The 20,560-nt window shown below is 42.5% G+C and carries 18 protein-coding genes; 15 read left to right on the forward strand and 3 right to left on the reverse strand.

Annotated elements, in window-relative coordinates; genetic code table 11:
- Positions 1 to 1,270: 1,270 nt before the first annotated feature.
- Positions 1,271 to 1,954 (forward strand): DUF4230 domain-containing protein, encoded by a 684-nt coding sequence (locus ACVBDY_RS06710; protein ID WP_447174696.1) that lies wholly within the window; start codon positions 1,271 to 1,273, stop codon positions 1,952 to 1,954.
- Here ACVBDY_RS06710 and ACVBDY_RS06715 read toward each other — a convergent pair.
- Complete coding sequence (locus ACVBDY_RS06715; RefSeq protein WP_447174697.1) at positions 1,951 to 4,617, reverse strand: glycoside hydrolase family 3 protein; 2,667 nt, start codon at positions 4,615 to 4,617, stop codon at positions 1,951 to 1,953. The two genes, ACVBDY_RS06710 and ACVBDY_RS06715, sit on opposite strands and share 4 nt — an antisense overlap.
- A gap of 282 nt (positions 4,618 to 4,899) precedes the next feature.
- On the opposite strand from ACVBDY_RS06715, the gene ACVBDY_RS06720 reads away from it, so the two are divergent.
- The 8 genes from ACVBDY_RS06720 (at position 4,900) to ACVBDY_RS06755 (ending at position 14,187) form a co-directional block, all read left to right on the forward strand.
- On the forward strand, positions 4,900 to 7,881 hold the full coding sequence (locus ACVBDY_RS06720; protein ID WP_447174698.1) for an AsmA family protein: 2,982 nt from the start codon (positions 4,900 to 4,902) through the stop codon (positions 7,879 to 7,881).
- 20 nt (positions 7,882 to 7,901) lie between these two features.
- Positions 7,902 to 8,465 carry a Crp/Fnr family transcriptional regulator gene (locus ACVBDY_RS06725; RefSeq protein ID WP_447174699.1) on the forward strand — a complete coding sequence of 188 codons (564 nt, stop codon included), beginning with the start codon at positions 7,902 to 7,904 and terminating at the stop codon, positions 8,463 to 8,465.
- Positions 8,466 to 8,570: 105 nt separating this feature from the next.
- Positions 8,571 to 8,963, forward strand: coding sequence for a RidA family protein (locus ACVBDY_RS06730; RefSeq protein WP_447174700.1), 393 nt, complete (start codon positions 8,571 to 8,573; stop codon positions 8,961 to 8,963).
- A 334-nt stretch (positions 8,964 to 9,297) separates the two neighbouring features.
- On the forward strand, positions 9,298 to 10,374 hold the full coding sequence (locus tag ACVBDY_RS06735) for an ATP-binding protein (RefSeq protein ID WP_447174701.1): 1,077 nt from the start codon (positions 9,298 to 9,300) through the stop codon (positions 10,372 to 10,374).
- Positions 10,367 to 11,044, forward strand: a complete 678-nt coding sequence (locus ACVBDY_RS06740) for a response regulator (RefSeq protein WP_447174702.1) — start codon at positions 10,367 to 10,369, stop codon at positions 11,042 to 11,044. Before ACVBDY_RS06735 ends, ACVBDY_RS06740 begins: the two co-directional genes overlap by 8 nt.
- A 267-nt stretch (positions 11,045 to 11,311) precedes the next feature.
- On the forward strand, positions 11,312 to 11,677 hold the full coding sequence (locus tag ACVBDY_RS06745) for a hypothetical protein (RefSeq protein ID WP_447174703.1): 366 nt from the start codon (positions 11,312 to 11,314) through the stop codon (positions 11,675 to 11,677).
- A gap of 26 nt (positions 11,678 to 11,703) precedes the next feature.
- On the forward strand, positions 11,704 to 13,041 hold the full coding sequence (locus ACVBDY_RS06750) for a TrkH family potassium uptake protein (protein ID WP_447174704.1): 1,338 nt from the start codon (positions 11,704 to 11,706) through the stop codon (positions 13,039 to 13,041).
- A 72-nt stretch (positions 13,042 to 13,113) separates the two neighbouring features.
- The gene (locus tag ACVBDY_RS06755) at positions 13,114 to 14,187 is read left to right on the forward strand and encodes a porin (protein ID WP_447174705.1); all 1,074 of its coding nucleotides are present in this window, start codon (positions 13,114 to 13,116) and stop codon (positions 14,185 to 14,187) included.
- Between the two features lie 293 nt (positions 14,188 to 14,480).
- Here the strand turns inward: ACVBDY_RS06755 and ACVBDY_RS06760 are convergent, their stop codons facing one another.
- Both ACVBDY_RS06760 and ACVBDY_RS06765 read right to left on the reverse strand, forming a co-directional pair.
- A complete protein-coding gene (locus ACVBDY_RS06760; RefSeq protein WP_447174706.1) occupies positions 14,481 to 15,728 on the reverse strand; it encodes an NAD(P)/FAD-dependent oxidoreductase in 1,248 nt (415 codons plus the stop codon).
- A 113-nt stretch (positions 15,729 to 15,841) separates the two neighbouring features.
- Complete coding sequence (locus tag ACVBDY_RS06765; RefSeq protein ID WP_447174707.1) at positions 15,842 to 16,195, reverse strand: winged helix-turn-helix transcriptional regulator; 354 nt, start codon at positions 16,193 to 16,195, stop codon at positions 15,842 to 15,844.
- Between the two features lie 133 nt (positions 16,196 to 16,328).
- On the opposite strand from ACVBDY_RS06765, the gene ACVBDY_RS06770 reads away from it, so the two are divergent.
- The 6 genes from ACVBDY_RS06770 to ACVBDY_RS06795 all read left to right on the forward strand — a co-directional run bounded on the left by ACVBDY_RS06770 (position 16,329) and on the right by ACVBDY_RS06795 (position 20,432).
- Positions 16,329 to 17,069 (forward strand): SDR family NAD(P)-dependent oxidoreductase, encoded by a 741-nt coding sequence (locus tag ACVBDY_RS06770; protein ID WP_447174708.1) that lies wholly within the window; start codon positions 16,329 to 16,331, stop codon positions 17,067 to 17,069.
- 29 nt (positions 17,070 to 17,098) lie between these two features.
- Positions 17,099 to 17,476 carry a hypothetical protein gene (locus ACVBDY_RS06775; protein WP_447174709.1) on the forward strand — a complete coding sequence of 126 codons (378 nt, stop codon included), beginning with the start codon at positions 17,099 to 17,101 and terminating at the stop codon, positions 17,474 to 17,476.
- Between the two features lie 116 nt (positions 17,477 to 17,592).
- Positions 17,593 to 18,045, forward strand: a complete 453-nt coding sequence (locus ACVBDY_RS06780; protein WP_447174710.1) for a carboxymuconolactone decarboxylase family protein — start codon at positions 17,593 to 17,595, stop codon at positions 18,043 to 18,045.
- Between the two features lie 108 nt (positions 18,046 to 18,153).
- Positions 18,154 to 18,492: a YciI family protein gene (locus ACVBDY_RS06785; RefSeq protein WP_447174711.1), complete on the forward strand. Its 339-nt coding sequence runs from the start codon at positions 18,154 to 18,156 to the stop codon at positions 18,490 to 18,492.
- A gap of 48 nt (positions 18,493 to 18,540) precedes the next feature.
- Positions 18,541 to 19,122, forward strand: coding sequence for a DUF2652 domain-containing protein (locus ACVBDY_RS06790; protein ID WP_447174712.1), 582 nt, complete (start codon positions 18,541 to 18,543; stop codon positions 19,120 to 19,122).
- A gap of 158 nt (positions 19,123 to 19,280) precedes the next feature.
- Positions 19,281 to 20,432, forward strand: coding sequence for an RNA polymerase sigma factor (locus ACVBDY_RS06795; RefSeq protein WP_447174713.1), 1,152 nt, complete (start codon positions 19,281 to 19,283; stop codon positions 20,430 to 20,432).
- Positions 20,433 to 20,560 lie beyond the last annotated feature (128 nt).

The raw sequence follows: 20,560 nt of genomic DNA on the forward strand, positions 1-20,560 counted from the left end.
ACCGGCTTGCTTGTGAAATCACATACAACGGCTTAAGCGGCTTACCGGGTTATATTTACGGCTTAAGGGAACGGGTGTGAAATCCTAAGAGATCCGGTTTGCGGCATACACAGTTCCGTTGACTGTTTACCGGGTTGCCTGTGAAATCATACGCAATTGCTCAGGCGGCTAACCGGGTTTTGTTTGCGGCGTAAGGGAATGGGTACGCGGCCTAAGGGATTTCGTTTGCGGCATACACAGTTCCGTTGACCGTTTACCCCCTAGCTTGTGAAATCACACGCAACTGCTTAAGCAACTAACCGGGTTGTGTTTACGGCTTAGGGTAATGGATATGAAATCGTGGGGGATCCTGTTTACAACATACACAGTTCCGTTGACCGCTTACCGGGTTGCTTGTGATATCATAAGCAATTGCTTAAGCGATTTATCAGGTTACGTTTACCGCTTAAGGGGATGGGGACGAAATCCTAAGGGATCCTGTTTGCTGCATACGCAATTACCTATGCCGCAAACGTAACCTGGTTCAGTGTATACACAATCCCTTAAATGGCAAAAACCGGTCCCGGATTATCCGGTCGGGGATACGATATGCCGGTCCCGTGACAGAGGCAGGCCCTTCTTTACAGGGAGGCTACCCGTCCTGAACTTGCCGGGAAGCCGGCAGTGATACCGTCTGTTTGACAGTTATGTTCCCACCGGTATCGCACCCGCAGAAATGCTTTTGGTTGTATCCCCGGGGTTTTACCGAACGCGGACTGCGAAGTCAGAGAAATCCGCCACACCAGAAGGAGCGCACACCGTATCCTGATTTTCACAGTGATAATAGCCTATTACTCAACAGTAATAATACATGATAACCGGAGAGTGGATCGTTTAACTTACGAAACAGTACTAACTCCGGACACCTCGCTACCGGACAAAGTAGCTGTAAAAAGAACTGCTTGGAAATACAGATCACAATAACCTCAAAGAGAATTAATGTAAACGATTGAAAAATCAAATCATTTTAAACAAGTACCCGGGATAAGAATTATTAAAGAGATCCTTCAAAGACAGGAGGTCTAAAGTCGGGGAATCAGATCAACCCCGAAACCATTATTTTCACGTTTCGTTCCCTTTGCAGACTTGCTTTTCTGTCCGAAAAACAGGCAGATTCTTCCTTAACCGGTTTATAAGTTATACATCGCCCTGAAAAATAATCGTATTTTTATGCATCCCGATCCTCTAAGAAATATATATAGACGGGGATATAATACCTAAACCATAGCTTTTGAAAGAACACAAATATATACCACGCCCCCTGCTAAGGGTTATTATAGTTGCATTGCTCCTTGTGTGTGTATGGCAATTTTACCGTTATCGCAAAGAAAACAGGGAAATGCTGCTGCACAATACTACCTTACTGGAAAAACAGATTAAGAATGTAGGGAAACTCATCGTTACGGAAGGTAATTACGCCCAGGTCTTTACGTTTGAGGATTCTAAGAAATTCTATCTCGATATACTGTCTGCAAGGAAAAAAGCCCTGGTAGTGGTCAATGCTACGGCAAGCGTTTCCTATGATCTCAGTAAAATAAAGACGGAAATACTCAAAGATGAAAAGACTGTGGTTATCACTTATATACCTCCACCGGAACTGGAGATTAATCCTAAAATCGAGTATTACGATATACAACAGGACTACTTTAACCGTTTTGATGCCGGCGATCATAACAAGATCCGGAAACGGATAGAAAGTTCTCTTCGTAAGGAGATCAAAAACTCTACCTTAATGTCCAATTCCCGGAACCGGCTGCTTACGGAACTGCATAAAATATACATCCTTACCAATTCCATGGGATGGACCCTGCAATACCGGGACCAGGTAATACGGGAAGAAAGCGACCTGTTCCGCGATTCGTTTATTCCGGAATCTATGGAAATCCCGGGTAACCCGGAGTTCCGGGAGCATTAAAAGTCCAGGTACGCAGTTTTACCTACAATCTTTACGCGTTTTGAAATGGTCTCCGTAGAAACGGCATCGCACCTGCCGGAAAATCCCGGTTGTTTGCCACCAACGGTGATAGTAAACCAGCCGGGTTCTATTACCAGTTTCTCCTCATCGTTTATCATGGAAAGCTGCCGGGGCTGAATAGTAAACCGTACTTTTTTACGTTCTCCTTTTTTGAGATGTACCCTTTTAAACCCTGCCAGTTGGTGCCTTGGCCTCGGGGTAGAAGCTTTTTCGTCTTTGAGATATACCTGCACCACCTCATCTCCGTCTGCCTCTCCCGCATTAGCTACTTCCACTTCAACAGCAATAGGTTCGTTGATACTTGTTTCTGAAGGTATTTCAAGCTTATCATAAGTAAAGCTGGTATAACTGAGCCCATATCCGAAAGGGTATAAAGGTTCTTTATCAAAATAGCGATAGGTTCGTCCTTTCATATGATAATCTTCAAAAGACGGTAACTGTTCCGCGGATTTATAATAGGTAACAGGGAGCCGCCCTGCCGGATTGTAATCACCGAATAAAACATCGGCTATGGCATTACCGCCCTGCTGACCGGGATAACCGGCAGACACTATGGCCGGAACATGATCTGCCGCCCAGTTTACGGACAGTGCGCTACCATTGAGCAATACGAGGACCACGGGTTTGCCGAGGGCTACAATTTCCTGCATCAGTTTTTCCTGGGTTTCCGGTAAATCCAGTTTTGTACGGTCGCCCCCGGAAAACCCCTCCACTTCTATACTCATCTCTTCTCCTTCCAGGCGTTCGTTCAGTCCCAGGGCCAAAACAATCACATCGGCCTTTTTAGCTGTTTCCACAGCTTTGCTCCTTTGATCTTCTTTGGGAGTACTCCAAAGCATTTGTGCCGTAGCGTCCCCGTAGTCGTTTTTATACTTTACCTCTATTTTATATTTCTTTCCCTTTTTCAGAACTATTTCTTTGGGATTCAGGGAAGCACGGTGCTTATGATTTCCTCCCCCCTCTATTTTGTCTGCGATAGAAAATTGCATAAATGGTTTTCCCCAATCGCTGAAGTAATACGTTCCTGTTTTCGGAGGGGTGAGATACCCTGTCCAGCGTATACTGTAATTCCTCATTTCCAAGCGGGGGTCAGGTGTATTAATGTCCCACTGGAAATCGATATTATCGTCCTGTCGTGTAAACAGCGGTTCCCCCTCCCAGTTGCTATTATCAAAATACTCCCCCTTCAGTCCCTGCAAATCGTTCTCGTCCTGCAAATAAACCGAGGGTATAACCTCCATGGTAGGAATACCGTCGGCCAGCGGACTTCCTTCTTCATATAAAATATTAACCTCCGGAGACAATTTATTTTTTATTCCCTGTAATACGGTAACAGGTTTTTCGGGAATACCGTTATAATTCCCCCACAGGGATTGGACATTATCCGCATTGGGGCCTATGACAGCAATATTCTTTACATTTTTGGATAAGGGCAGCGTTTGGTCTTCATTGCGCAACAGGACTACACTTTCCTGTGCTGCTTTTCTTGCCAGATAATTATGAGCAGCATTGCTATTTACTGAAAATGGTATCTGAAAGTAAGGGGATTGCTCTTCATTATCGAACATCCCCAGTTTAAACCGGGCCCTGAAAAGTCTTTTAACAGCTATATCCAGGTCCTGTTCACTTACCAGTCCTTCCTTAATGGCATCATTGAGGAATTCGTAGGAGTTTCCACAATTCAGGTCACATCCGGCCTTTACCGCCAGTGCCGAGGCTATGGCCGCATTATCTGCTATCTTGTGCGTTTTCCAGATATCGGAGATCGCCCCGCAGTCGGATACTACATATCCTTCAAAACCCCATTTGTTTCTCAGGATATCATACAGATATTCGCTGGCGCTTGCCGCTTCGCCGTTCACCCGGTTATAAGCGGTCATTACGGAATAGACATGGCCTTCCTTAACCAATGTCCTGAAGGCAGGCAGGTAGGTTTCCCATAGGTCGCGTTTATCCGGTATAACATTAAACTCATGTCGCGACGGTTCGGGCCCGGAATGCACGGCAAAATGTTTGGCAGTGGCTACCGTCTTTAAGTATTCCGGGTCATCGCCCTGCAGTCCTTTTACAAATTGCAGCCCCAACTGTCCTGTCAGAAACGGGTCTTCCCCATACGTTTCATGTCCCCTGCCCCATCGGGGGTCCCGGAAAATATTGATATTGGGCGACCAGAAGGTAAGTCCCTGGTAAATATCGTGCTGCCCTCTCCGGATATATTCATGATGCTTCGCCCTGCCTTCGTCAGAAATTGCCGTAGCCACCTCAAAAAGCAGGTCTTCATTCCACGAAGCCGCTATGGTTATGGATTGCGGGAACACAGTGGCGTAGCCCGCCCTGGCAACACCATGCAAAGCCTCATTCCACCAGTCATATTTCGGTACTCCCAGGCGTTCTATTGCCGGGGCATCGGACATCAACTGTGCTATTTTTTCTTCCGGGGTAAGCCTCGACACCAGGTCACTCAACCGCTCTTCTACCGGTAATTCCGGGTTTTGAAACGGGAACTTATGTTGTCCGTAGGTCACAAAACTAACCATCAGCGCAATAATAAAGCTCCACTTCCTCATACTGTTAATACCATTTAAGCGTACTGTATTTATCATTATTTCTCAGTTTCTTTAATCCGTTTATGATCCTGACCCCATCAAAACCGGAAAGGTTCTCTTTTTACTCCCGTTCTGTCCCCTGGAGCACCTTTTAGTCTAATGTACTATAACCAAATATAATGAATGTTTATCAAACAGTTTTAATTAAAATTGTGTATTTCTTAAATTTCCCGGTTCTTTTATAATGAACTCGTTTATCAAAGAAAGAAATTTAAAAGATTTGACCCCCGATATTTTTCTCGTGATATCTTTGTTATCCGGAAACAGTACCCGTTACAAATGAAGATCAGCAAAACATTCAAAAGGGCAGGGATCGTATTATTGACATTTTTTGCAGTGATGTCGATAGTCATTGCCATAGCCCTCAATTTTATTTTCACTCCGGAAAAGATCACTCCCGAGGTGGTACGGATCATCAATGAAAACATTCACGGAGAAGTAGATTGCGAAAGTATAGAACTCACCTTTTTTTCCAGTTTCCCCCGGTTTGGCGTCCGTCTTAAAAACGGCGCCGTATTGCCCCCGGCACACTCCGGTTCCGGGGATACGCTGGCAGCCTTTAACGACGCCCAGGTAACCCTTAATATGTATAAATTACTAGCGAAAAATGAACTCCATATTAACAATATAAGACTATATCGTCCGGACATACACGCTATGGTAGACTCCCTGGGCAATCCCAACTGGGATGTACTGGGATTGGTAACAGACACTATTCCGACCGATACCACCGAAAGCGATTTTTCCTTTAAGAAAATCGTACTGAAGAATCTCGAGATTCAACACGGGAACCTCCTTTATGAAGACGGGCTCTCCAAAAACAATTACCGGGTACAGGATTTCAATTTCCGTGTGAAGGCTGTGAAAGGAGATAAGGGACTTTTTCTCAACACTCACAATAAGAGCGATAATATTTCCATGTACAAAGATGGAGGCAAGCCTTATCAAATAAAAAATATCACCATAATTTCCACACTTTTTTACGATCAATCCGATAGAACAATACATATCAAAGAGAGTGATTTTTCTTTGAACGACATCCACTTTTCCACTAAGGGCCAAATACAACTGTATCCGGAACGGCAGGAATTATCCGCCGACCTGGAAACCCGGCTGGTTACCAATTCCTTTAAAAATATTGTTGAACTGATACCTCCCCATATCCTGCATAACGAAAAAATAGATACCGAGGGGAAAGTCGATCTTCAGCTAACTGTAAACGGCCTTTACGGCAAGGATCATCAACCCCGTATAGATGCCATTCTCCATATAGATCATGCAAGTTTGGCCTATTCGGATTTCCCGGGAAAAATTGAGGATATGTCGGTCAGGGCCACTTCTGTCCTATTCCCGGATGGGTCCGCTCCTTCATCGGTGACCATCGACCATCTGCGTGTTAACGGAACGGGAGTTCATATAGACGCATCCGGGAATATAGAGCATCTTTTCGAAAACGCTGTTTTTGATATTGCCCTGAAAAGCAATATCCACTTTACCGAGTTCTACACCAGTTTCCCGGTAGACGAAAACATTAAAGCCAAAGGGAATATCGAGGCCGATCTCAAAACCAATTTTAAACTCAATGACCTCACGGGCAATCACTATGAGAACATCAATCTGATAGGGAATCTGCAATTTGACGATGTAGATATCGATTCGCCCAAAGACAGCTTGTGGTTTCGTACAAGACAACTGCAAACTTCTTTCTTTCAACAGAAAAATGAGCGGAGTAACATGGCCGGAAATGTGGATATCCGGGATGCCAGACTTGTCTATAAGAACGATCTCGATTTTACCGCCGAAGAGCTCACGGCTGACCTTAAAGTAGACCAGCAAGGAGAAAAGAAAGTCAAGCTCGACGTGACGATGGGTCTGAAAACACTTAAATTCACTTCAAAATCGGATTCTCTGAGGGGAATAGTCAAAAAAGCAAATGTGGAAGCCCGGCTTTTTCCTGAAGAGGACGGCAAAGCGGCATATATTACATCTCGTTTTACCATAGACAGTGCGGCTTTACGTCAGAAGAAAGATTTTGTAGCGATAAAACAGGGGAACTACGTGATGAGACTGGACAAAAAGGCTCCGAAAAAATGGACCCCGAAAGGCCACGTTAACTTTCACCGCCTTATCGCATACAGTCCGAAAATGGGTGTTCCGCTTAAAATGCCTGCTTCCAGGATTTCTTTTGAAAATGACAATATTACCCTGGATCACGCCAAGTTCCATTTCGGACACTCCGATGCAACCCTTACCGGAAATATACAACACCTCAAAGGCTTCAAATCCGGCGATCCCGTGACGGCAATCCTGGAGGTAGATGCAGATTTTATAGACGCCAATCAGTTAATGCAGGTATTCTCCTCTCCTCCCGACGAAGTTGTGGATGTAGATAACATGGAGAAAATCGATCAGGAAGTTGCAACGGATGCTCTTAAAGGCGAAAAACACACTTTTAAAATCCCGGACAATCTTCGTTTCACCTTAAACACCAATATCAACCGGTTGAAATTCGGTGATATGGACATGCGCAATATCTATGGCAGAGCGAGAATTAAAGAAGGCAGAATGAAACTGGAGGATTTTCATCTCAATACCCTGGCAGCGCAATTGCAGGCTGACATATCTTACTCGGCCAAAACCAATAAAGAAGCCGATCTCGATTTCCGCTTATACCTGAGCAATATTGAAATGGACCAGATCCATCGCGTGTTTCCTGTTCTGGATTCTCTTTTCCCGATGACCAGATCCTTTGAAGGCAAAGCCGATTTCAGGCTGAAAGGTAACGCCAAACTGAGCAAAGACATGGACATAAAAATCCCCACACTTAAAGGTATTGCTGCCTTGAAAGCCCATGATATCATGGTACTTGACGGACCGACCTTTTCCGATCTCGCCAAAACCTTTATGTTCAAAAACAAAGAAAAGAACCCGATAAAGGAACTGAATATGGAAATGACCTTCGAAGAAAGCCACCTGGAAATACTTCCTGCACTGCTCGAAATCGACCGTTACCAACTCGCCGTGGGGGGAATACAAAACCTGGACATGAGTTATGACTACCACATTTCAGTACTCAAATCTCCTGTTCCGTTCAAAACAGGTGTGGATGTAACGGGAAATTTTGACGACTACGACATCAGCCTGCTAAACAAGGCAAAATATAAATATTACTTTAGCAACAAGGAACGGTTACTTAAAAAAGCAGACTCCCTTGTTATTAATCGTAAAAGTGATATCCTGGATCAACTGGACTTCAACTAAAACTTCTATAGACCGGACATATGCGAGAAACGTTAAGGCGACATATAGAAGAAATAGTACCACTAACAGAAGATGAATTTGCATTTGTCGTTACTCATTTCTCCGTTCATAACTTCAAAAAACGTGAATATCTTATTCGCCAGGGAGAAGATGTAACATATACTTATTTTGTGGTTTCCGGACTTTTAAAACTGATATATAACGACGAGTCTGGCAAAGAGCATATTTTATCCTTTGCTATGGAAGACTGGTGGGAGACGGATTTTCTCGCTTTTTATTCAAAGACCGAAGCCACCATGTCCTTACAGTGCCTGGAGGACACCTGTGTACTCTGTATTTCATTGGAAGATTATCAGAAACTATGTTCGGGCCTTCCGAAGATGGAACATTTTTTTCTCAAAAAAGCGACTTCGGGCCATATCGCATCACAGCAACGCATCTTGTCCCTTCTGAGTTCCAATGCAAAAGAACGCTACGAACAGTTGATCAAACGTTATCCTTCCCTTTTTCAAAGAGTGCCTAAAACCCTGATCGCTTCCTACCTCGGTGTTTCGCGCGAAACCCTCAGCCGGCTTTCTTCCTGAGCCGCTTTCTCCTATTCTTAATTGTGATATTTATCACGCAATTAAACTTCATACCGTGCTCATCTTTGCCATGTGATTTGTAATTATTAACCAAAAAACAGACAAATGGAAAAAAGAGAATTCAGTCCCTGGTCATGGCAGGACGAACGCGGCTATGTACAGGCCGTAGAAGTAAAACAAGCAGAAGGCACGCTCTATTGTGCAGGGCAGGCAGCCGTAAATCCGGATGGGACTTCGAGCAACGCCGATATGAAAAGCCAGTTGGTCCAGGCACTGGAAAACCTGGAACGGGTAATTGAAGAAGCCGGGTATGAATGTAAAAATATCGTACGACTAAATGTCTACACCACTTCATCGGAAGAACTCTTTGATACCGGTTTTGATATTTACCTGGACTGGGTAAAGAAACACGGTGTCAAAACAGCACTTACCTTAATGGAGGTAAAAGTCCTTTTCGAAACGCTGAAAATCGAATTTGAAGCTACGGTAGTGAAGTAATTTATAAAACCCAATCATTACACGGAAAATCTGTTTAGCCACGGATACGCGGATAATAACTATTGCTATATCCGTGTATCCGTGGCTAAAATTTACGAAGCTGTCTGCGGCCCGAAGTAAAGAATAGAAGGAAAACACCCGAATCATATGTTTTCGCAATAAGACACTCTACTATAGCGGGATTTTCAACCTTTCAATCAAGGCCGGATTACTTTGAATATTTTCAATTTACGACCAGGAAAACAGTATCTCCCCTGTGTCTGAATGACCTGTATGATATTTTTGCAAAATCTTTATATTCCATTAGTTAAATTTGCAATAAAAAAGTTTGAATTTGTTCAGAACAAAAAAATATAGCCCTACCGGTCAATATCTGATCAGTATTTCGCTTATCATTCTGACTTCGGTCATCTCCTTTTTTTCAGTAGATTTTATTGGTTACCGGGTTGTAGCGCTTATTCTGTTGCTCATTGTCTCTCTGTTGGCCATGTTGTTCGATATTTTCCCGGTTTTGGTTACAGCCCTTCTGAGTGCGTTGATCTGGAACTTCTTCTTTATCCCGCCTACATTTACCTTTCATATCGGTACACCGGAAGATGCCTTAATGTTTTTGATGTATTTTGTCATCGCCCTCATCAATGCGGTACTGACCTTTAAGATCAGGGAATATGAAAGAAAGGTCCGGGACGAAGAAGAAAGAAAAAAAAGTATCCGGTTGTACAATACCCTGCTCAATTCATTGTCACACGAATTGAGAACACCAATATCCACTATTATAGGAGCTATTGACACGATTAAAGATAGTGGGGCCAGGTTGTCGGATCACAACAAAACGGAACTGTATTCGGAAATTGAAATTGCGGGGTTTCGCCTGAACCGGCAGGTAGAAAATCTTTTGAGCATGAGCCGCCTGGAGGCAGGCGTTTTAAAACCCAATCCGGATTGGTGTGATATAAATGAGCTGATTTTCAGGGTAATTCAAAGTAATAAGGAAGATATCGGCGAGCGTCGTATAGCATTTGATCCGGATGAAAACCTCCCCCTGTTTAAAATCGACAGAGTATTGACAGAGCAGGTATTACACAATATCGTCCATAATGCCTTGCAGCACACCCCCGAAAGAACAACTATTAAAATTGAGGCCGATAATACAGGGAACGAATGCAGGATCATCATTTCAGATAACGGGCCGGGATTTCCGGAAAGCGAAATAGACTTTGTTTTCGACAAGTTTTACAGGCTGTCCCATTCTGCTACCGGGGGAACAGGATTGGGCCTTTCCATAGCCAGGGGATTTACCGAAGCTCTTGACGGCAAAATACAACTGGAAAATCAACATGAAGGTGGGGCTAAATTCACTATCCGGATCCCCTCGGAAACATCATCGATCAACCCACTGGACAATGAATAAAGCGGAAATACTCATCATCGACGACGAACCTCAAATACGCAAACTGCTTCAGATTAACCTGGAAAGCAACGACTATAAAGTAGTCCAGGCTGTCAACGGAAGGGAAGGCCTGATCCTCGCAGCAAATCACCCTCCGGACCTGATCCTGCTCGACCTGGGACTGCCTGATAAAAGCGGGCACGAAATATTAAAGGAATTAAGGGAATGGTATAACAGGCCTGTTCTTATTCTTTCCGTCCGGGACAGCGAAAAGGATATAATCACTGCGTTGGATAACGGCGCAACCGATTATCTGACCAAACCCTTCCGAACCGGCGAATTGTTGGCCAGGATACGTTCTGCCATACGAAGGAACCGGGATGTGATCAACGAATCTGCCATCGTCTGCGGTGATCTTAAAATAGACCTGGTAGCACGGGTGGTAAAGAAGAATGAGGACATCGTTAAACTCACCTCTACGGAATACAATCTTTTAGCCCTTTTTGCGAAAAATGAAGGCAGGGTCCTGACCCACCAACATATTTTAAGAGAAATCTGGGGTTATGGCTATCAGGCAGAAACCCAGTATTTAAGGGTTTTTGTAGGTACTCTCAGAAAAAAAATAGAAAACAATCCCAACCACCCGGAACACATTATCACCGAAAGCGGTGTCGGTTACCGGTTTCAATAATCTTTACAAAATCTTTATACCAGTAGGGTAAACCTTGATTTTTTACATATTCCTTTCATCCGACCTTTGTAACGTTCAAATATCACAGGTAATGAAACGGAATTTTTTCTTCAACGATCAGGATAAAGAGGCATCCTACCAATCATTAAGTGACTGGTATACAGACATCAAATATCTTGTTTGGCCAACAGTCATAATGACCGGAATACTGGCCCTCATTTTTCTGTACTTCTTTTTTAACAATTCTCACGCTTAAAACAAATAACCATGAACCCACAAAAAGCGGCAACTTTCCCTTTGAACGAAAGCGCCTGTAAAACCATTGTTGCCATTTGTTTTGAGGTGAATGAGTTAAGCCGTCAATTCAAAAAAAATGAGGTTGAGGGATTAAAAGATTTATTTCAGTCTGATCGGGAAATCAAAGAAAAGGTAAACGGATTACTGGCTTCAGACTATCCAAAAGAATTTAAGACAAAACTGATGGATATTAAGGCTCGCCTGAATGAAATCCTGGAACTGTACAAAACAGTTAATATAAATTTCAGCAATAAACCGCAAATAGAAAAAACCCTGGCAGAATTACAATTTCATTTAAGCACATTACAGGAAGAAACAGGCCGGTTTCCCGAATAGCGATTATAAAAATAAAAAATACTTCAATGCACAGTCTTTTAAAAAAATACAGAAAGTTCCAACTCTCACTTTCTCCTCAACAAAATTTGTTGTTCGGATTTACCACCTACACTTGTATAGGTTGGTTATTTCTATGCTTGCCTTTTTTCCACAAACAGGCGGTTTCGGCTTTGGACAGTTTATTCATAGCTACTTCGGCCATTTCTACCACCGGGTTAGTTACCGTAAGTGTTTATGATACTTATAACTGGTTTGGTCAATTTGTAGTGATGTTGCTTTTCCAGATAGGAGGTATTGGCTATATGACATTTACTTCCTTTATTCTACTATCCAAAAGGAGTAATCTTACCCACTGGCATCAGCGTATTTTAAATGCGGAGTTTGCTATGCCCAAAGGATTTCAGATCAAAGATTTTTTACGGTCAGTCATTATTTTCACGGTAGTAATAGAGACTATCGGAGCATTGTGCCTCTATATTGCTTTCACCAATGCGGGAGTGGAGCACAATTTTGCCATCTGGAGCAGTATCTATCACAGTATTTCCGCTTTTTGCACTGCAGGCTTCGGCCTTTACAACGATAGTTTTGAACAATTTGCCGGGAATACTTCTGTGAATGTGATCCTTTCCGTACTAGCTATATGCGGTTCCCTGGGTTTTATTGTGGTTACCGATTTATGGAACAGAATATCGGGAAAAACCAGACGCATTACCTACACCAGCAAGATTATTTTTATGGTACTTGCCCTTTTATTAGCTGTCGGGACCACAATGATCTATTTTTTTGAGCCATCCGTAGATCATTTGGGAAATTCCAAATTCACGGCTTCCTTTTTTCAAGCCATGACAGCACTGACCACCGTTGGTTTTAACACCGTTCCGATAGGAAATTTTTCATTAGCTGTTCTGCTTATCGTAATCCTTTTAATGTATGTAGGAGCTTCTCCCTCCGGTACCGGGGGAGGATTGAAATCCACAACCCTGACTGCCCTGATAGCCATTATGTGGAGTCGAATACGAAATAACAGCCGGGTGGCCTTCTTCGGCAAAACCATTCCTTTAGAACGGTTGTACGTGGCCACATCGGTTTTTATACTATACGCCTCCGTCATATTTGTCGCTACTTTATTACTGGCATTTACAGAAGACTTCCCTTTGGATAATATCTTGTTTGAAATTACTTCCGCCATTGGAACAGTGGGGTTAAGCACAGGAATTACCGGTAATTTGAGTGCTTGGGGAAAACTGGTGGTCATTTTTGTAATGTTTATCGGGCGATTGGGGGTATTAACCTTCGGTTTGGCCATTCTGGCAAAGAAACACCAGTTAAAAACAAAGACCAGCCGGGAAGATTTGGCGGTTTAATGCAAATACCTCACTTATTAAGACAATACCATGCTCAGAAAGTCAATAATTCTATGTACTTGCCTAACCTTTATGGTAAATCTCTGTGGGGCACAGGCAGACCATATTTGGCAACAAAAGCCCACCCTATATATTTCAGGTTTTATGGATGTGTTTTATGTATATGACCTGAATCACCCCCGAAAAGATTATCGCCAGCCTTTTCTCTTTAACCACAACCGGCACAATGAACTTAACCTGAACTTAGGATTGGTAAAACTGGAGCTGGAACATCCAAAATTCAGGGGTAGTATTGCCCTGCAGGCAGGTACTTATGCCAGTGATAATTATGCCGCAGAATCAGGGGTTATGAAAAATATTTTTGAAGCCAGCATCGGAATATCACTGAACAAAAACAACACGCTTTGGCTGGATGCCGGGATCTTGCCTTCACATATCGGTTTTGAAACTGCCATTTCTATGGATAACCCGACGTTGACACGTTCCATATCAGCAGAGAACTCCCCATACTTTCTCACGGGAACAAAACTCACTTATACTCTCAACGACAACTGGAAATTTGCCGTACTGATCTGCAATGGCTGGCAACGTATTAAACGATTGGAGGGAAATTCACTACCCTCTTTCGGTACCCTGGTAACTTTTAACCCTGATGGGCGGGTAACATTGAACTGGAGTACATTTATGGGTACGGATGATCCGGACACTACCCGGCGAATGCGATATTTTAACAACCTATATGGCCAATTTCAACTTACGGACAGGGTCATACTTACTACCGGTTTTGATGTCGGAATACAACAACAGCAAAAAAATAGTTCTGCTTATGACCTTTGGTTCAGCCCCATTATCATTGGCCAATTCACTTTAAACCAAACCTGGAAAACTGCAATTCGGGTGGAATATTACCAGGATAAGACAGGGATTATCATCCCTACAGAAACGACAAATGGGTTTAGGACTACAGGATTATCATGGAACGTGGACTATCTGCCGGCACCCTGGATATCCTGTAGATTGGAGGGCCGCTGGTTGCATAGCCGGGACCGGATCTTTGAAACAAAAGACAGCGTTTCCAATCATGATTTTTTCATAGGGACATCCATTGCGGTTAAATTTTCGGAAATTATAAGTGGGAAAAAATAATTTCTCTTTCTTTTATGGTCTAAAGAGTTCCATATTGTATTGGGCATTGATCGTAGAAAAGGCGAAAATCGCCAGCAAGGACAATATAAAACGTGACAAACAGTTTGCCTTTATTGTTTTATCCACCTGATTTGGTTGAGATTAAGTGTAAGGCTCCCCGAAAATGAGAAGCCTTTTTAGTTGTAAACCTTACAAAACAATTTTCGAACTGTTTATAAAAAGCGTAAAGAAATTGACATACGAATAAGTAATACTTATTTCATTTTACACCGTTCACAAGATATTCCGTTAACTTAAAACTGGGGTATTTCCGGATAAGACTCCGCCAATGCTTTTTCTACATCTTCATTCGGATAAATAAGAATGGTATTCACCCATTTCTTGGTTTCGCTGGCTTCCCTGTCTTTCTGCTGTACCACCCTGTCCCATCCGAAACTGTAAACGGCCTGACCTTCTCCCAGGTCAAGACAGGTCACATATCCCTTCTGATCGTATTCTTTCAGAGGCTCTGAAAACAGGTCGTTAACCGCATTATGTCCTGCCCATCTCCCCATAAACTGTGCATACTGGCATGTCATTATGGTTGTATGGCCGTCGTCTACGGAAGCACTGGCAACGTCACCGGTTACTATGACATTATCATATCCCGGCAGTTTCAAATATTTGTCCACTATCAGCCTATTCAACTGATCCTTCTCTCCGTTAAAAAATCTGGTAAGGGAGCTGGCTACCATGCCAATGGTCCAGATCACTGTTTTGGCGGGGATGTTCTGCCCGTTACTCAACTGAACAGCGTCCGGTGTTATCTTGTCAATGGTAGTTTCGTTTATGACTTCAATGCCCAGGTTTTTACAGGCACGTATTACATATTCCTGTCCTTCTTCGGAAAACATGCTACCTACCTTTTCTCCCCTGTCAATGAGGTAAACCCTGATATTTGTTTTTTCCGGAGAATGTTCTTCTTGAAAAACAGTTGCTTTTTCCCTGATCCGTGTTACCGTTTCCAATCCTGTAAACCCGGCTCCGGCCACTACGAACGTATCTGCTCCTTCTTCCCCGAAATCATTCCGGGCCAGGGCCTTGATATGATCCTCCAGACGTTTTGCCCCGTTAAAGGTATCTACGTTGTGTGTGTATTCTATTCCCGGCACATTTAATGCTCTTAATGTCCCCCCGGTGGCAAGTACAAGATAATCGTAATGCAGGTCCATTACACCTTGCGGGGTTTTTACGGTTACTTCATTCTTATCGGGAAAAATCATCTCGGCTGTTCCGATAATCTGATGAACTCCTGTGGGTTTCAAGTATTTATCCAGTGGGACCCGTAGCCCTTCCAAAGAAACTTCATATAGCCTCGGGCGTATGGTAAAATAATTGTCAGCGTTAACCAGGGTGATATCCAGTTCCTTTGTTTTCTGAAGTTCCCGGGATTGCCGAACGGCACTCATAGCACTCCAAAATCCAGCAAATCCGCCTCCGATAATTAACAGTTTCTTTTTCTCAGAAGAGGTCCCGTTGTCTGATGTTTGTTTTAATTCCATGTTGTCAAATTTTAAAGGTTATACACCGGTATAACAATCATGTCTTTAAAATTGGACAAAAAAGGAACTTTTTTATTTCGTTTAAATTGAAAACCGCTGTTACGGACCTGATATTACCGCTGGCGTATATAATTTTTTCCCCATTCTTCAAGAGCTACAAAGATACTTTCCAAAGACCTTCCCATGTCTGTCAACCGGTACTCTACCTTTGGGGGAACTACAGGAAACACTTCTCTTGCCAAAAGATGGTCTTCTTCCATTTCCCGTAACTGGGCGGATAAGGTTTTATCTGAAATGGGATCCATAATGGTTTTAATCTCGGTAAACCGCAAGGGCTTTCCCGGTCTTAACGCTTTATAGATCTTGAGTTTCCATTTTCCGCCCAAAATCGATAGTGATGCTTCAATAGTACAATCGGCTTCAGGATTGTTCTCACAATTTATAGTTGTTCTCCTGCTATAACTCATTTTTTTTCAGTTTTTTTCGTTTATAACCCTTTCCTAATCAATAATTCAAACTGCCTTACCAGTTACTAACCCTATGGTAAGTTATTGTTTTTCAATTATTTAAATATTAATTTTACCTCAAAATTCGTTATAAATGAAAAATAAAATTCTCATTACAGGTGGTTCTTCAGGTATTGGTAAAGGTATTGCCTCCTATTTTTATAAAAAAGGATGGGATGTGCTTATTACCGGACGGAACAAAGATAAGTTAAAAGCGGCTAAACAGGAAATGCCGGGAATTAGCACTCTGGAATACAACAGCTTAAACGACGGCGATACCGATAAGGTTATCTACTTTATCAACAGACACTGGGATGGAAAACTCCATATTCTGGTGCATTGTGCAGGTCATGTGGAGCTGGGAGGTATAAAAGATATTTCCAGGGATTCCATGGTAAACATGTACCAGGCACATTTGATCGGACCTTCTTTATTAACTTCAAAGTGTTTGGATTTTTTAACGGCTACACAGGGTCAAATATTAAATATCACCAGTAGTCATGGTATAAAGGCCTATGCGCAGACCAGCGCATATGGTTCTGCTAAGGCCGGGTTAAATATGCTGACCAGGATCTGGGCTTTGGAACTGGCTCCTTTGGGTATACGCGTAAATGCCCTGGCTCCCGGGCCGACCAATACGGATATTCTGAAATCCGCGGGTTTTGACGAAGAAACCGTTGCTGCCATTCACAATAGTGAAAAAGCAGAAATCCCCATGCAACGGAGGGGAGAAGTCCGGGATATTGTGTCCAATGCCATTTTACTTCTCGATTCCGGATCGAACTGGACCACCGGGGTCATCCTTCCGGCTGACGGAGGGATCTCCATATCCTGAAATATGTATTAATTTAATTTTATATAATCATGAATAAAGAAGAATTGATTGCACTTACCAAAGAGCACATTCACGAGGCAACACATTATAACGTGGATTTCCTGAAAAAAGTCTATTCGGATAATGTGATGTACGTTATGGTAAATGAAAAGGATCAGGTTAGCACTATGAGTAAAAGTGACCTTATTACCTATTTTACGAGCCGTAGAGATCAAGGGTTGGCTCCACTGGGAGAAGACAGTGACTTTTTGTATGCTAACGCGGACGATCATACCGCTATGGTCATTGTCAACAGGGAGATGGAATTCAACAACAGGCCGGAAAAAATGTTTTTTACCCTGATATGGGAAAAGACCGCGTCCGGGTGGAAGATCGCCAAGGAATCGGTTTCGGTCAAGCCTATTTAAATTGTGCTAAAGCCGGATATTCTCCGGCTTTTTTCATGTTTTATTTTTTTTTGATTTTTTTGTCCAATATGAATAGTTCGGTTGTTCTTAAGGTATAACATTAAAAATTTATTCTCATGAAAACCAGATTAAACGTATTCGCAAAAGGACAAAAAGCAATAGGATCCTTATTAGGTATTAATGCTTATTTAAAAAAAGGAACTATTGACAAACAATTGCTGGAGCTGATAGATTTCAGGGTATCCCAGATCAACGGTTGTGCATACTGTTTGGATATGCACTCCAAAGAACTGCGGGCTATGGGAGAAACCGAGCAACGTATCTACGGGTTAAGCGCCTGGAAGGAAACTCCTTATTATACGGACAGAGAAAGGGCTGCCCTGGCCTGGGCAGAGGCTGTTACGGCTTCGGAAGTTCCGGATGACGTATACGAAACAGTTAAAGTACAGTTTACCGAAGAGGAACTGATTGATTTAACACTTGGTGTAACGGCAATTAATAGCTGGAACCGTATTAATATTGCCTTTGCCAATGAACCGGGAGGTTATAAAGTCGGGCAATTTTCGTAATCAAGGTTAAAAGGAAGCTCCTGTACTTCGTGCAGGGCTTCCTTTTTTAATTAAAACAAATAATATTTCATCGTATCTTTAAATCTAAACCTTAAAAGGACAATCGTTATGAATGAATTCTTATTAATATTCCGAAGAGATTTTATGGGAAAAGACATACAACCGTCTCCAAATGAATTGCAAAAGCATCTGGAACACTGGCAGGAGTGGTTTGGCACCTTAAAAGAACAGGATAAGCTCGCTGCCCCGCTAAAGCGCTGGGATGGAAAGGGAATGGTTGTAAATAACAAAGGAGTTACCAATGGCCCGTATGTAGAGGTAAAAGAGTCCATCGGGGGAATGATCATGGTCAAAGCCAAAGATTATGAAGAGGCAGCAGAAATAGCCTCGGGGTGCCCGATCCTGGAATTGGGAGGAAATGTTGAAATCAGGATGGCTGCAGGCTAACCGGTCAGAGCAGCTTCTAACAGGTAAACACTATTGCTAAAATTAAGAATGATGAGAAATCGAACGGCATCAGGAACTATTTTTATCGTTGATATCAGCGGATATTCAAAATTCGTAAAGAAAATTTCCACCGAAGAAGGGACAACAATTATGCCCATACTTCTTAAATCCGTACTTCGGGCAAATGATCTTTCTTTACGAGTGGCTGAAATAGAAGGTGATGCTGTTTTATTCTATCGCATGGGCAAGGCAATTTCCATCGATCGGATTTTGTCTCAATTCCGTAAAATGATGGATGCTTTTCATTCCGAAACAGAGATCCTGAAGCAAAAATATCCCGAATTGAAGGATTTGACCATCAAAGCCGTAGTACATTACGGAGAGTTATCGGGTTATGAAATAGGAGGATTTTACAAATTATACGGAAGCGTATTGATAGAAGCCCACCGGCTGCTCAAAAACCATATTCATTCCCATTCGTATGTATTAATTACCGAAGCGTATAACAATGAACAGGAAGTTGCTGTTCGAAAAGGAAAAGAAAGTTGTGAATACTACGATGTCGGAAATATATGTTATACGTACTTTTCTTATCAAACATCGTTTCAATCCTCCATGTGGCTGGCCTGAACGAATGTTGCCCAAAAAGAATTCCTTCCCGTAGTATTAAATGCCTTTGTATATTTACAACAGGCATTTTTTAGTTTATGACAGAAAAAGAGATTATACCTCATTTATTCCGCCGGGAGCATCAGAAAATGATTTCCGTGTTATCTCATCTCTTTGGCATGGAATATATAGAAATTGCAGAGGATATTGTGAGTGACACATTTCTGGCAGCCACGGAAACCTGGCCCATAAAAGGAGTTCCGGAACATCCGGAAGCCTGGCTGTATGCCGTGGCAAAAAACAAGGCCAAAAATTACTTTAAACATACCCATGTTTTCGATCAGAAAATTGCTCCCGAACTCCATCATAAATTTTCAAATCTCCACCAGGAAATAGAAGTTGATCTTTCGCCAAAAAACATAGATGACAGTCAGCTTGCCATGATCTTTGCACTTTGCACTCCTTCCCTACCCGACGAATCGCAGGTAGCCTTATCGCTAAACCTTTTATGCGGTTTCGGAATTAATGAAATTTGTGAGGCCTACCTTACCAATAGGGAAGTAATCTATAAAAGGATAAAAAGAGGAAAAGAAAAACTAAAAGAACAGCAGATAGCTATAACTTATCCCACCGTAAAACAGATAGAGGATCGGTTGGATAATGTTCTGAAGATCATTTACCTGGTATTTTCGGAAGGTTATTACTCTACTTCCAACAACAACGTTTTGCGAAAAGATTTTTGTCTGGAAGCCATGCGGTTGAATTCATTATTACTGGCAACCCCTCATTGTAATGTACCGAAGGTAAATGCTTTAATGGCCTTGATGTGTTTTCACGCCTCCCGTTTTGAAGCGAGAATGGACAATAACGGAGAAATGATCCTTTATGAAGACCAGGACACTTCTTTATGGAATCGGGAACTCATAGAAAAGGGGACCTATTTTTTAGGGCGTTCCTCCCGGGGTGATACCCTATCCACTTATCATCTGGAAGCGGGAATTGCGTACTGGCACACCCGAAAAGAAGATTCGCCGGAAAAATGGCAGCAAATCGTAGAATTATACAACCAGTTAATCTCCATAGCCTACTCCCCGATAGCAGCACTTAATCGTGCCTATGTGATTTCCAAAATAAAGGGTCCGGAAGAAGCGATAAAAGAAGTTGAAAAGTTGGAAATACTAAAAAAGGATCACCTTTATCATACGTTATTAGGAACGTTATACCGATCGGTAGATATCAAAAAAGCAAGACAAAGTTTTGAAAAGGCATTGGAACTGGCTAAAACTGCTGCGGATAAAAAAATCATTCTGAAAAACATGCAGACCTTATAAAACAAGAAACTAAATTTCCTTCCGGGAGAAACTGAACAGGCGGAAAAGAATTCATAAAAGATTCCCTGTGGTAATTCCGGTAGTACACGATGATCCTCCAAACCTATAAGTGAAGCCCGGGAAATACC

The sequence above is a fragment of the Sinomicrobium halophytocola genome (assembly GCF_052983395.1).

Bases quoted from the DNA above. Each gene is read 5' to 3' on its own strand.
- ACVBDY_RS06745 (WP_447174703.1), top strand. From the start codon at position 11,312: ATGAACCCACAAAAAGCGGCAACTTTCCCTTTGAACGAAAGCGCCTGT.
- ACVBDY_RS06725 (WP_447174699.1), top strand. From the start codon at position 7,902: ATGCGAGAAACGTTAAGGCGACATATAGAAGAAATAGTACCACTAACA.
- ACVBDY_RS06760 (WP_447174706.1), bottom strand. From the start codon at position 15,728: ATGGAATTAAAACAAACATCAGACAACGGGACCTCTTCTGAGAAAAAG.
- ACVBDY_RS06715 (WP_447174697.1), bottom strand. From the start codon at position 4,617: ATGATAAATACAGTACGCTTAAATGGTATTAACAGTATGAGGAAGTGG.
- ACVBDY_RS06755 (WP_447174705.1), top strand. From the start codon at position 13,114: ATGGTAAATCTCTGTGGGGCACAGGCAGACCATATTTGGCAACAAAAG.
- ACVBDY_RS06790 (WP_447174712.1), top strand. From the start codon at position 18,541: ATGATGAGAAATCGAACGGCATCAGGAACTATTTTTATCGTTGATATC.
- ACVBDY_RS06795 (WP_447174713.1), top strand. From the start codon at position 19,281: ATGGAATATATAGAAATTGCAGAGGATATTGTGAGTGACACATTTCTG.
- ACVBDY_RS06785 (WP_447174711.1), top strand. From the start codon at position 18,154: ATGAATGAATTCTTATTAATATTCCGAAGAGATTTTATGGGAAAAGAC.
- ACVBDY_RS06750 (WP_447174704.1), top strand. From the start codon at position 11,704: ATGCACAGTCTTTTAAAAAAATACAGAAAGTTCCAACTCTCACTTTCT.
- ACVBDY_RS06770 (WP_447174708.1), top strand. From the start codon at position 16,329: ATGAAAAATAAAATTCTCATTACAGGTGGTTCTTCAGGTATTGGTAAA.
- ACVBDY_RS06720 (WP_447174698.1), top strand. From the start codon at position 4,900: ATGAAGATCAGCAAAACATTCAAAAGGGCAGGGATCGTATTATTGACA.
- ACVBDY_RS06730 (WP_447174700.1), top strand. From the start codon at position 8,571: ATGGAAAAAAGAGAATTCAGTCCCTGGTCATGGCAGGACGAACGCGGC.
- ACVBDY_RS06775 (WP_447174709.1), top strand. From the start codon at position 17,099: ATGAATAAAGAAGAATTGATTGCACTTACCAAAGAGCACATTCACGAG.
- ACVBDY_RS06740 (WP_447174702.1), top strand. From the start codon at position 10,367: ATGAATAAAGCGGAAATACTCATCATCGACGACGAACCTCAAATACGC.
- ACVBDY_RS06780 (WP_447174710.1), top strand. From the start codon at position 17,593: ATGAAAACCAGATTAAACGTATTCGCAAAAGGACAAAAAGCAATAGGA.
- ACVBDY_RS06765 (WP_447174707.1), bottom strand. From the start codon at position 16,195: ATGAGTTATAGCAGGAGAACAACTATAAATTGTGAGAACAATCCTGAA.